Consider the following 12690-nt stretch of genomic DNA (forward strand, 5'->3'; position numbering starts at 1 on the left):
TCCGGCCTCCAACGCGGGTTCGTGCTCCGCCGCGCCGGCCGGACGCCCTCCGCCCGGAGACCCGCCGCCCCGCCAGGGCCGGGGATCAGCCGGAGACCTTCGCGACCAGGGCGCAGGCGTCGTCCTCGCGGCCCGTCTCGCCGAACGCGTCCACCACGGTGCGCAGGCACGCCTGGGCCGTGCCGGCCGCGGCCAGCCGGCCGCCCAGCCCGACGATCCGTTCGCCCCGCTCGCCCTCGTCCTCCGACGGCGCCGAGGTGTGCGGAGCCAGCCCCTCGGTGTGCAGCAGCAGGACGTCCCCCGGTTCGAGCCGCTCCGTGCGCTCCTCGTAGACGGCGCCGGTGGTGGCGCCCAGCAGGACGCCCTCCGGCGGGTCCAGCCGCCGGCCCCGGCCCGCGCGGTACAGCACGGGCGCGGGGCTGCCGGCCTGCGCCCAGGTGAGGGCCGCGGCGTCCGGTGTGTAGCGGCAGCAGACGGCACTGCCCAGGGCCGGCTGGGCGGCGCTGTCGAGCAGGTGGTTCAGGTGTCCCATCAGCGCGCCCGGCCCCACACCGGCCAGGGCCATCCCGCGGAGGGCCCCGAGAACCATCGCCATGCCGGAGGTCGCCTCCACCCCGTGACCGGTCAGGTCGCCCACGGTCAGCAGGGTCGAGCCGTCGGCCAGCGCCATGGCGTCGTACCAGCCCCCGCCGATCAGCGTGCCCGTGGCGGCGGGCAGATAGCGGGCCGCCAGTTCCAGGCCCGTGCCCGCCCCGCCCGGCAGCCGCAGCTGGCCCTGCCAGGGCGGCAGGACGGCCTCCTGCATCTCGACGGCCAGCCGGTGTTCGGTGCGGGCGAGCTGCCGCTGCTGCCGCACCAGGTCGCGGGTCTCCCTGACCTGGTGTTCGCCCCGGCGCAGGGAGCTGACGTCCTGGACGACGGCCCACACCGAGGCCGTCCTGCCCTCGGCGTCCAGCACCGGTTCACCGCGCATGTGCAGCGTCCGCACGGTGCCGTCGTCGCGCAGGATCCGGAACTCCCCGTCGATGGGGCGCGCGTCGACGAGGCAGTCGGTGACCGCGCCCATGAGCCAGACCTGGTCGTCGGGGAGCAGCCACGTCGGCAGCTCGTCCAGGGAGAGCGGTCCAGCCTCGGGCGTGCGTCCGAAGATCGCGTACAGCTCCGGGGACCACTCGACCTCGTCGGTCAGGAAGTCCCATTCGGCGCTGCCCACCCGGCCCTCGGCCGGGGCGATCTCGGCGGGGGCCGGTGCGGCGCCGGGGGGGTCGGTGACCAGCCCGTCGCGCAGCTGGCCGAGCCTGCGGCCGAGGTCGTCCAGGTGCAGCACGGCCAGATCGCACAGCGCCCTGCGCCAGCGGTACTGGGGATCGACGCCGCCGTCCTCCTCGCCCCGCGCCGTGCCCCGGCGGACGGCGGCGACGTTGCCGCGCAGGCTGTGAGTCTGCGAGATCAGCGTGTCCAGGGCGCCGCGGCCGGGCGCCGGAGCGGCCTGGCCGTCCGCGGGAGGGTGTGAGGGCATCGCGTACTCCGATACGAGCGGTGAGCGGCGGTTGCCGGGCAGGAGTCCGGGTAACGACTCTTGCACAGTCCGCGACGTGCCGTAAGCCGTTTGGCAACACCCGATACGGTGTTGCCCAGGGCATATGTCAGCGGTCACCCCGTGACGAGGCCACCCCCGTGCGCCCGGAATCCCGGCTTCACCAGTAGGCTGCGGCGTCGGATCCGCCCCCGTGCGAGGCGGGTCCGCATTCCGACGAGGAATGGGTGGCCGTCCCGACGGCAAGAAGCCCTCCGACGGAAATCCCGTTGCCAGCCCCAGACCCCGCACCGGATGCTGACCACTATGTTCGCGGAGAATCTCGGCCAATACGCCGAACCAGACATAGCGCCCAGCGGCACGCTGCTCGGCCTGCTGCAGCGCGGCCGCGGTGACGGCACGCTGCACGCGCTGGCGGCGCCGCGCCCCGAAGCGCTGGCGGCGCTGCACCGCTGTCTGGCCGACGATCCGCGCCGCAACTGGCAGGTCGAGCACCGTTCCCTGTACTACGCGCGCCTGCACCGAGACCTCGACGCCGGCCTCGACGCCGTCGCCGAGCACCTCTTCTCCGCCCAGGACCAGACCGACCCGCGCGAGGAACGCACCGGGCTCGCCCTCTCCGTCCTCGGCCACCTCGCCTCCTACGGCAACGTGGGCGCGCTGCGGTTGCTCCGCGAGTACGCGGCCCGGGGCACGAACTGGCAGTGGGCCCTGGACGAGCTCGCCGTCCGGGACGACGACGCGGCCCTGCGCCGCCTCGGCCCCGCCGTCCTCGCCCGCTTCCCCCGCACCGCCGAGGGCGAGGCCGAGCTGGCCCTCGCCCTGCGGGACAGCTTCGAGCCCCGGCCCTGGAGGCTGTGGGAGGAGGACCCCGCCCGCCCCGAACAGCGGGAACGACTCGCCAGAGCCCGCGAGCAGCACGCCTTCGACCGCTGGTCCCGCCAGCTCCGCTCGGCGGCCCCGAGGCCCGGCTGGAGCGTCCGCGAGGTCCTGGCCTGGGCCGAGGAGACGCCCCTGCCCCCCGAGGACGACATCGCCCGGCGCGACTTCGACCCCGAGCACGCCCGGCAGCAGCGCGAGGCCGCCGCGGCCCGCTGCCTGGCCGCGGTCGCGGGCCCCGAGGACCGCCCCGAACTGCTGGCCGCCGCCCGCGGGGGCGCCGACGCCGCCCGCGTGGCGGCCCTGCGGCACCTCGCCGAGCGCGGCGACCCCGAAGCCCTCGACCTCATCGAGGCGGCCGTCGCCGGCGGCACCCCGCAGGTCGCCCGGCGCGCCGCCGAGGCGTTCGCCCGCATGCGCGGGCTCCCCGCGCTGGAGCGCGCCCGGCGCTGGGCCGGCCGTGAGGACGCCCTGGGCGCCGAGGCCGCCGCCATGCTGGCCTGTCGCGGCAGCGGGCGGGACGCTCGGACCGTCCTCGCCGCCCTGCGCCGCACCGTGCGGTCCGAGGGCTGCGACACCGAGGCCCTGTGGCCGCTGGTCGACGGCGTGGGACGACTCAACGTCACCTGTGCCGCACCGGTTCTGCGGCACATCTACCGTGAGACCACCTCCTCCCAGCTCCGTGGCCGCACCGCGCGGGCCCTGGCCGCCACCGACCCGTCCTTCGCGGCCTCCTTCGCCGTGGAGTGCCTGTGGGACTGCGAGGAGTCCACGCGGGAGCTCGCCGCCCACGCGGCCACCACCGGGGACGACCGCGTGGTGGAGAGGCTGCGCCGCCTGGCCGCCGACCCGGCGGAAGAGGCCGGGGTGCAGAGCGCCGTCCTCGGCCGCCTCCGCCCGGACACCGAGTCCCGCTGAAGCCGGCGGAGCGACACCGGCCCCTCCGGGCAACCGCTCATGGGGCGTTTGGCTGCCGGACACGCCGCCGTGACCCCGGGCACGCCCGGGGCGGCGACAACCGGAGTATGAGAGTCGTCATCGTCACCGAGTCCTACCCGCCCGACGTCAACGGCGTCGCCCACTGCGCCTGGCAGACCGCCCGGCACCTCGCCCGCCGCGGGCACGAGCCGCTCGTCATCGCCCCGGCGCCGCCGCCCGGCAGCCGCCGCCCCGACCCGGCGGGGCCCGCCCCCGTGGTGCACGTCCCCTCGCTGCCGCTGCCCGGCTACCCGCAGGTCCGGATCGCCGTGCCCAGCCGCCGCCTGGCCGCCGCCCTGACCGCGCACGGCACCGAGCTCGTCCACCTCGCCAGCCCCTTCGTGCTCGGCGTCCGCGGCATGGCCGCCGCCGCCCGCCTAGGGCTGCCCGCCGTCGCCGTCTACCAGACCGACCTCGCCGGGTACGCCCGTACCTATCTCGGTGCCGGCGAGGCCGCCGCCTGGCGCCGCATCCGGGCCGTGCACGCCGCCGCCGACCGCACCCTGGCACCCTCCAGCGCCGCCGCCGCGGAACTGGGCGCGCACGGCGTCCCCCGCGTACACCTGTGGCCGCGCGGCGTGGACACCTCACGCTTCGACCCCGGCCACCGGGACCCGGCCCTGCGCCGCGAACTGGCCCCGGGCGGCGAGCTGTTGGTCGGCTACGTCGGCCGCCTCGCTCCGGAGAAGCACGTCGCCCTGCTCGCCGAGGCCCGCGCCCTGCCCGGCGTCCGCCTCGTCGTCGTCGGTGACGGCCCGAGCGAACCCGCCCTGCACACCGCCCTGCCCGGGGCCGTCTTCCTCGGCCGCCGCACGGGAGACGACCTGGCCCGGATCTACGCGAGCCTGGACGCCTTCGTCCACACCGGGCCGTTCGAGACGTTCTGCCAGACCGTGCAGGAAGCCCAGGCCAGCGGCGTACCCGTCGTGGCCCCCGCGTCCGGCGGACCGCTGGACCTCGTCGACCACGGCCGCACCGGACTCCTCGTCCCCCCGCACGACGCCGGCGCCGTCCGGGACGCGGTCCAGACCCTGCGCGACCGGCCCGCGCTGCGTCTCCGGCTCGCCGAAGCGGGCCGCGCGGCCGTCGCCGGACGGACCTGGGAGGCCGTCGGGGACCGGCTCATCACGCACTACGCACAGGTCCGCGAGGCAAGAGAGAGCCTCACCGTGTGAAACCGGCACCCACACGATCGCGTCACCTCGCCGCCCCGTCGTATCCGGAGCCCTGGCACGATGGCCCGATGAGCGGACGCTGGGAGTTCTGGATCGACCGGGGCGGCACCTTCACCGATGTCGTCGGCAAGCGCCCCGACGGGCGACTCGTCACCGAGAAACTGCTGTCCCACGCACCCGAGCGGTACCGGGACGCCGCCGTGGCCGGCATCCGCCGCATGCTCGGCCTCACCCCCGGTCAGCCGGTGCCCGCCGAGCGCGTCGCCGCCGTGAAGATGGGCACCACGGTCGCCACCAACGCGCTGCTGGAGCGCCGGGGCGAGCCCACCCTCCTCGTCACCACCGCGGGCTTCCGCGACGCCCTGCGCATCGCCTACCAGAACCGGCCGCGCCTCTTCGACCGGCACATCGTGTTGCCGGAGGCGCTCTACGACCGCGTCGTGGAGGTTCCCGAACGCCTCGGAGCCCATGGAGAACAGGTCACCGCGCTCGACGACGAGGCCACCGCGGAGCTGCTGCGCGCCGCCTACGCCGACGGCTTCCGCTCGGCCGCCGTCGTCCTCCTGCACGGCTACCGCCACCCCGGGCACGAACGCCGGATCGCCCGGATCGCGGCCGAGGCCGGCTTCACCCAGATCAGCTGCTCCCACGAGGTCAGCCCCCTCATCAAGCTCGTCCCGCGCGGCGACACCACCGTCGTCGACGCCTACCTCTCACCGGTCCTGCGCCGCTACGTCGAGCAGGTCGCGGGGGAACTGAGCGGGGTGAACCTCATGTTCATGCAGTCCGGCGGCGGGCTGCGGGAGGCGGGACACTTCCGCGGTAAGGACGCCGTCCTGTCCGGGCCCGCCGGCGGCGTCGTCGGCATGGCCCGCAGCTGCGCCGAGGCCGGCCACGAGCGGGCCATCGGCTTCGACATGGGCGGCACCTCCACCGACGTCTCCCACTACGCCGGCGAGCTGGAACGCACCTTCGACACCGAGGTCGCCGGAGTGCGGATGCGCGCTCCGATGATGGACATCCACACCGTCGCCGCGGGCGGTGGCTCCGTCCTGCACTTCGACGGCGCCCGCTACCGCGTCGGCCCCGACTCCGCCGGAGCCGTTCCCGGGCCCGTCGCCTACCGCCGCGGCGGCCCCCTCACGGTCACCGACGCCAACGTCATGCTCGGCCGCATCCAGGCCGAGCAGTTCCCGCACGTCTTCGGGCGCGACGGCGACCAGCCGCTGGACACCGAAGAGGTGCGCCGCCGCTTCGCCGCCCTCGCCGAGGAGATCGCCGAGGTCACCGGCGACCGGCGCGGTCCGGAGGAGGTCGCCGCCGGCTTCCTGGAGATCGCCGTGCTGAACATGGCGAACGCGGTGAAGAAGATCTCCGTGCAGCGCGGCCACGACGTCACCCGCTATGCCCTCGCCGCGTTCGGCGGCGCCGGGGGTCAGCACGCCTGCGCCGTCGCGGACGCGCTGGGCGTCGACACCGTCCTCGTCCCGCCGCTCGCCGGCGTCCTCTCCGCCTACGGCATCGGCGTGGCCGACGCCACCGCACTGCGCGAGCAGTCCGTGGAGACCGAACTCGGCGAGGACACCCTGCCCGCCCTGCGCGAGACGTGCGCGGCGCTGGCCGAACAGACCAGCGGCGAACTCGTCGCCGACGGGTTCGCCGCGGCCGAGATCGCCACCCACGCCCGTGTCGACCTGCGCTACGAGGGCACTGACGCCGCCCTGCCGGTCACGCTCGGCACCATCGCCGCCATGCGCGCCGAGTTCGAGGACGCCCACCGGGCCCGCTACGGGTTCACCATGGACAAGCCGCTCGTCGCCGCCACGGCCGTCGTCGAGGCCACCGCCGCCGCCGGAGCCCACACCCCGCACCGCGACGACCGCGAACCGCGCCCCGGCGGGCCCCCGCCCGCCGCGCACGTGCGGACCTACGGCGCCGGACGCTGGCGGGAGACCGCGCTGTACCACCGGGCCGACCTGCGCCCGGGCGAGACCGTGCGCGGCCCGGCCATCGTCGCCGAGCCGGACGCCACCACCGTCGTCGACGACGGCTGGCAGGCGACGGCGGGCGCGCTGGGCCACCTCGTCGTCACCCGGGCCACCGCACGGCCGCGCCGGGCAGCCGTCGGCACCGAGGTCGACCCGGTGAAGCTGGAGGTGTTCAACAACCAGTTCATGGCCGTCGCCGAACAGATGGGCCTCCGGCTGGAGAACACGGCGCACTCCGTCAACATCAAGGAGCGGCTCGACTTCTCCTGCGCGCTGTTCGACGCCGAGGGCAACCTGATCGCCAACGCCCCCCACATCCCCGTGCACCTCGGCTCGATGGGGGAGTCCATCAAGGAGGTGCTGCGCCGTAACACGGGCACCATGCGCCCCGGCGACGTCTACGCCATCAACGACCCCTACCACGGCGGCACCCACCTCCCCGACGTCACCGTCGTCACCCCCGTCTTCGACGAGCACCCCGGCGAGCCGGAGCTGCTGTTCCTCGTCGCCTCCCGAGGCCACCACGCCGAGATCGGCGGCCTGACCCCCGGCTCCATGCCCGCCTTCAGCCGCTCCGTGCACGACGAGGGCGTGCTCTTCGACAACTGGCTGCTCGTCCGGGACGGCCTCCTGCGGGAGAACGAGACCCGGGCCCTCCTGACCGCCGGTCCCCACCCCTCCCGCAACCCCGACGCCAACCTCGCCGACCTGCGCGCCCAGATCGCCGCCAACGAGAAGGGCATCAGCGAGATCCGCGCCATGATCGGCCATTTCGGACTCGACGTCGTCCGGGCCTACATGGGGCACGTCCAGGCCAACGCCGAGGAGTCGGTGCGCCGCATCATCACCGGGCTGCGGGACGGCGAGTACCGCTACGAGACCGACGGCGGTGCCGTGATCGCCGTCCGCGTCCGCGTCGACCACCGGGCCCGCAGCGCAGAACTGGACTTCACCGGCACCTCGCCGCAGCGTGAGGACAACTTCAACGCGCCCAGCTCCGTCGTCATGGCCGCGGTCCTGTACGTCTTCCGCACCCTGGTCGCCGACGACATCCCGCTCAACAGCGGCTGCCTGAAGCCCCTCACCGTGCGCATCCCCGAGGGCTCGATGCTCGCCCCCTCCTACCCCGCCGCCACCGTCGCGGGCAACGTGGAGACCTCCCAGGCCGTCACCGGCGCCCTCTACGCCGCCCTCGGCGTGCAGGCGGAGGGCTCGGGCACGATGAACAACGTCACCTTCGGCAACGACCGCGTCCAGTACTACGAGACGGTCGCGAGCGGCTCCGGCGGCGGCGACGGCTTCCCCGGCGCCCACGCCGTGCAGACGCACATGACCAACTCGCGGCTCACCGACCCCGAGGTCCTGGAGTGGCGCTACCCGGTGCGGGTCGAGGAGTTCCGCGTCCGCACCGGCAGCGGCGGCACCGGACGCTGGCCCGGCGGGGACGGCGTCGTGCGCAGGCTGCGGTTCCTGGAGCCGATGACGCTCGCCCTGCTGACCGGGCACCGCCGGGTACCGCCCTACGGCATGGCCGGCGGCGCCCCCGGCGCGCTCGGGCGCAACGCCCTGGAGCGGACGGACGGCACCGTCACGGAACTGCCCGGCGTCGCGGCGGCCGAGGCCGGGGTCGGGGACGTCCTCGTCGTCGAGACACCGGGCGGCGGCGGTTACGGGCAGGAGGCCCGGCCGTAGCCCACGCGGCCGCCGGGAGGAGGTCCGGAATCCCGGCCGGGGCCGGGCCCGGGCAGGAGAACCCCACGTGGCACGAGCTGTCGGCGCCAGCGCCTAGGCTTGTGCGACGTGAGTTCCGCCGTATCCGCTTCCACCGCCGGCGCCCCGCGCCCGGCGCCCGGCCCGGCGGCCGACGAGGGCCTGGCCCGTCGGCTGCGCGCCCTGGCCTGCACCGCACCGCTGCACGACCTGGACACGCGCAAGGTCAACCTCGCGGGGGAGTACGGCACCTACGCCATGGCCGAGGTGGCGCTGGCCGCCATCGACGTCGTCACCCTCCAGATGGACTTCGACACCGGCGCCGAGCACGACGACGTCGTCGCCCGGCTGCTGCCCCGCGTCGCAGCGCAGGCCCCGGAGCGCCCCGCGGCCGAGCACGAGCGGGTCGCCCGCTGGGTCCTGGAGAACCTGATCAACGTCGGCAGCGTCGACCGCGGCTTCCGCGCCGTGTACGGCACCTTCGCGCCCGACGGCAGCTACGTGCGCAGGGACTACGACTTCAAGCTCGTCGAGGAGGTGCCGGGCCCCGGCGGCCGGGTCTACCTGCGCACCACGGACGAGGCGGTCAACGTCCTGGTCGGCGCCCTCGACACGGACGTCACCAGCGCCCAGATCGCCGCCGAGGTCAAGCTGGAGGTGCTGGTCAGCCGCGGCCGGCTGGCCGACGCGCAGCTCGCCGCCGAGCAGGCCCGCTACCGCACCGTGCAGTACGCGGAGACGCTGCGCCGCACCCTGGAGGCCACCCGGCGCAACGTCCGCGCGGTCGACTGGCTGCACACCGTGCCCGACCTCATCGCCGAGGCCCTCGACCACGTCGCGGACCGCTACCGGCACGAGAACGCCATCCTCACCAACATCCGCCGGGCACGTGACGAGACGAGCGACACCGGCCAGGACAAGCACCCGGACCACAAGCTGCGCGCCGCCGAGCTCGTCGACATCGTCAAGGACTGCATCCGGCGCCACACCCAGCTTCAGTCACGCCTGCTGGAGGCCGGTCCGCTGTTCCGTGCCGAACAGGACCGCCAGGCCTTCGCCCCGCCCGCCGCCCGCACCGGGCTCGACCTCTACGGACAGCTCCTCGCCCCGCTGCTGGCCGAGCCCCTGGAGCGTGCCGGGCGCGTCACCGACGCCTTCTTCGCCGCCGGGGCCGGGCTGCGCACCCCCGGCGCCGTCCGCCTCGGCGACCTCACCGAACTGCTGCTCACCCCGCCCGCCGCCCGCGAACACCTCGGGGCCGAGCTGCCGGAGCCGGAGCTCGTGGCCACGCCCGACGACAGCAGGTTCAGTGAGGAGCAGTTCGCCGCGGCCCACGAGCTGCTGCGGCTTCCGCCCGACGCCCCGCGCCGCCTCTCCGGCCTCCTCGCCGACGCCCGGCGCCGCGACCCGGAGCTGCCCTACCTCGTCGCCCTCCTCGCCGTCCACGCTGCGAGCCCGCCCGTCGGCACCGCCTACCGCCAGGGTGAGCACCAGCTCCTGTTCGCCGTCGACGACGGCACCGAGCTGGCGGACGCCGAGTTCGGCGGCGCCGACCTCATCGTCGGCACCGCCCTGCTGGACGCCGCCTCCATGGCCGCGGCGCGCAGCGAGGCGGCACCGTGACCACCCCCGGGCACAGTACGCACGGCCCCAGCACCCCCGGGCACACCGACCCCGGGCACACGCCGCCACCGCACCCCGCGGGAACCACCGCACCGCACCACCCGCAAGGAGCCACCGCCGTGACCGACCCCGGCACCGAGCCCGCACCGCGCACGCCCGAGGAGGCGCCGAGCGCGCTCACCCCGGCCGACGCCGCGGACGCCGCCCGCCTGGTCGCGTTCGGGCTCCAGCCCAAGCTGCTCCCCGCCCGCGACGCCGACTACGCCGAGCTCCTGCGCCGCCACCGGGACGACCCGGCCTTCGCCCGGCTCACCGACGCCGTCGCCGCCGGGCTCGGCCTGGTCGTGCTGGAGGTGTCCACCCGCGCCGGGATGGCCGTCACCGCCGCCGAGGACTCCGTCTTCGCGGTGCGCATGGGCGACTACGCGCGCCGGGCCGGCACCGACGCCACGGACCGCTTCCTGCACGGCCTGGCCCACCTCGCCGTCGCCGCCCTGGCCTTCCCCCGCCCCGAGGACCTGGCGGACGACGGCTACATCGGCCGCGTCACCGTCAACGGCGTGGACGCGTTCGTCCGCCAGGCCTGCCGTCGGCTGGAGGAACGGGCCGAGGAGCAGGGCGAGAACACCGACCCCGCCACCGACACCCCGGGCCTGGAGGCCGCCTGGCGCGTCTACGCCCGGCGCAGCGCCACCGGCGCCACCAAGGACGCCCGCCGACTGGCCGGTTCCACCACCGGCATCGTCGGCAAGGCCGTCGCCTTCCTCGTCGATTCCGGCTTCCTCCAGCGCACCGGCGACGAGGCGGGCGGCACCTTCCGCACCACGGCCCGCTACCAGCTCCAGGTCCGCGACATGGCCGGAACGGCGGCGCTCACAGAGCTGCTGGAGCTGGGCATCGTCCCCGTCAGCGACGGAACGGCCACGCTGCTGCCCCCGGTGGACGAGGCCGAGGCCGAGCTGGCCGACGGCGCCGGGCTGCCGTTCCACACCTGACCCGCCTCGTCCCCTTCCGGCACCGACCCGCCCACCGTCCGCCCACCGTCCGCATCGCCGGGCCCGCCCACCGCCCGCGTCCGCAACGAGAGTCCGCCCCGCCATGTACGAGCTGTCCCGCATCCGCCTCTACTCCATCGGCCCGGCCGGTGCGCGCTACGCCGACACCGTGCTGGACCTGCGCGGAGTCGGCGAGCCGGTCCCCGACCCGGCCCCCGCCCAGGCGGACTTCTTCGAGGACGAGCCCATCGGCCCGCCCCGGCGCCCGGCCCCCGCGGGCGTGCTCTTCCTGGAGAACGGCGGCGGCAAGTCCGTCCTGCTGAAGCTGATCTTCTCCGTCATGCTGCCCGGCCACCGCAACACCCTGGGAGGCGCCAGCTCCGGCGTGCTGCGCAAGTTCCTCCTCGCCGAGGACACCGGGCACGTCGCCCTGGAGTGGCAGCACACCCGCACCGGGGAGAGCATCGTCGTCGGAAAGGCCAGTGAGTGGCGGGGCCGCCAGGTCTCCAGCGACCCCCGCAAGTTCGCCGAGGCCTGGTACTCCTTCCGCCCCGGCCCGGGCATGACGCTCGACTCCCTGCCGGTGGCCGAGGCCACGGCCCTGCGCCCGGCCGAGGGCAGCTCCGGGGCCCGGGGGCGCCGCCGCACGATGAAGGGCTTCCGCGACGTCCTCACCGAGACGGGCAAGGCCTACCCGAACCTGGACGTCGTCTGGGAGGAGATCCACGACCGCTGGAAGGAGCACCTCGGCGCCCTCGGCCTCGACCCGGAGCTGTTCCGCTACCAGCGCGAGATGAACGCCGACGAGGGCGAGGCCGCGGGGCTGTTCTCCGTCAAGAACGACGCCGACTTCACCGATCTGCTGCTGCGCGCCGTCACCGACACACGTGACACCGACGGCCTGGCCGACCTGGTGCACGGGTTCGCCCACAAGCTGGGCCGCCGCGCCGAGCTGACCGCCGAACGCGACTTCACCGCCGGCTCGCTCGACCTGCTGCACCGCATCGCCGAAGCCGCCGCGCAGCGGGACCGCAGCCGGGCCGTGCACGCCGGAGCCGAACGTCGCACCCGCACCCTGGCCGCCCGGCTGACCGCCCGCGCCGTCCGCGAGCGCGGTGACGCGGCGGAGCTGGCCGAGCGCACGGCCCAGGCCGCGCGCGCCGTCTCCGCGGCGCAGTCCGAGCGCACCCGGGCCGCCGACGTCGCCGCCGAACTCGCCTACCGGCACGCCTCGCTGGCCCTGGCCGCCGCAGAGAAGACCGCCGCCCAACAGCGCCGCGAACTGACCGAGGCCCGCACCCTGCACGCCGCCTGGCAGGCCGCCGAGACCGTGCTCCGGCACCGGGCCGCCGCCGACCGCGCCGCCCGGGCCGCCGCCGCCATCCAGGACGCCGAACGGGACGCCGCGCCCGCCCTCGCCGCCCGGGCCAGGGCCGCCCATGCCCTGGTGCGGGCCCTGCACGCCGCCGCGGCGGACGCCGAGGAGCAGGCGGCCACCGGCGAGGAACGCTCCGCCGCCCTCCAAGCGGAGGCGGAGGACGCGCACCGCGAGGCCACCGACGCCGCGACCGCCGCCCAGCGGGCGCGCAGCGAGAGCGAGCACCTGCGCGAACGGCTGGCCGAGGTCGAGCGCGAGACCGCAGAGGCGCTGCGTGCCGGCTGGCTGCCCGACGCCGGCCCCGACACCGATCCCGCCCGCGCCGCCCTGGCCGCCGGAGACGCCGAACGTGAGGCCACCGCGGCCTGGGACGCCGCCCGCGAGGCGGCGCGCGCCGCGGCCGAGCGGGACCGCGAGACCGCCGCCG

Annotated in this window: 6 protein-coding genes and 1 pseudogene; 6 read left to right on the forward strand and 1 reads right to left on the reverse strand. The window is 75.7% G+C overall.

Features of this window, described 5'->3' with window-relative positions; all coding sequences use genetic code 11:
• Positions 1–85 precede the first annotated feature (85 nt).
• Positions 86–1519, reverse strand: a complete 1434-nt coding sequence (locus HPT28_RS04275; RefSeq protein ID WP_219089345.1) for a PP2C family protein-serine/threonine phosphatase — start codon at positions 1517–1519, stop codon at positions 86–88.
• 324 nt (positions 1520–1843) lie between these two features.
• Here HPT28_RS04275 and HPT28_RS04280 point away from each other — a divergent pair, with 324 nt between their 5' ends.
• The 6 genes and pseudogenes from HPT28_RS04280 to HPT28_RS04305 form a co-directional block, all read left to right on the forward strand.
• A complete protein-coding gene (locus tag HPT28_RS04280) occupies positions 1844–3334 on the forward strand; it encodes a HEAT repeat domain-containing protein (RefSeq protein ID WP_219089347.1) in 1491 nt (496 codons plus the stop codon).
• Between the two features lie 107 nt (positions 3335–3441).
• Positions 3442–4569: a glycosyltransferase family 1 protein gene (locus HPT28_RS04285; protein WP_219089349.1), complete on the forward strand. Its 1128-nt coding sequence runs from the start codon at positions 3442–3444 to the stop codon at positions 4567–4569.
• Positions 4570–4637: 68 nt separating this feature from the next.
• Positions 4638–8249: a hydantoinase B/oxoprolinase family protein gene (locus HPT28_RS04290; protein WP_219089351.1), complete on the forward strand. Its 3612-nt coding sequence runs from the start codon at positions 4638–4640 to the stop codon at positions 8247–8249.
• Between the two features lie 108 nt (positions 8250–8357).
• Positions 8358–9890 carry a hypothetical protein gene (locus HPT28_RS04295; RefSeq protein WP_308119066.1) on the forward strand — a complete coding sequence of 511 codons (1533 nt, stop codon included), beginning with the start codon at positions 8358–8360 and terminating at the stop codon, positions 9888–9890.
• Between the two features lie 119 nt (positions 9891–10009).
• Positions 10010–10885, forward strand: a complete 876-nt coding sequence (locus HPT28_RS04300; RefSeq protein WP_308119067.1) for a hypothetical protein — start codon at positions 10010–10012, stop codon at positions 10883–10885.
• A 103-nt stretch (positions 10886–10988) separates the two neighbouring features.
• A pseudogene (locus HPT28_RS04305) lies at positions 10989–12690 on the forward strand (hypothetical protein); the annotation flags it as partial.

Source organism: Streptomyces sp. JJ38, from assembly GCF_019303475.1.
GTDB lineage: Bacteria > Actinomycetota > Actinomycetes > Streptomycetales > Streptomycetaceae > Streptomyces.

Bases quoted from the DNA above. Each gene is read 5' to 3' on its own strand.
- HPT28_RS04285 (WP_219089349.1), top strand. From the start codon at position 3,442: ATGAGAGTCGTCATCGTCACCGAGTCCTACCCGCCCGACGTCAACGGC.
- HPT28_RS04280 (WP_219089347.1), top strand. From the start codon at position 1,844: ATGTTCGCGGAGAATCTCGGCCAATACGCCGAACCAGACATAGCGCCC.
- HPT28_RS04275 (WP_219089345.1), bottom strand. From the start codon at position 1,519: ATGCCCTCACACCCTCCCGCGGACGGCCAGGCCGCTCCGGCGCCCGGC.
- HPT28_RS04290 (WP_219089351.1), top strand. From the start codon at position 4,638: ATGAGCGGACGCTGGGAGTTCTGGATCGACCGGGGCGGCACCTTCACC.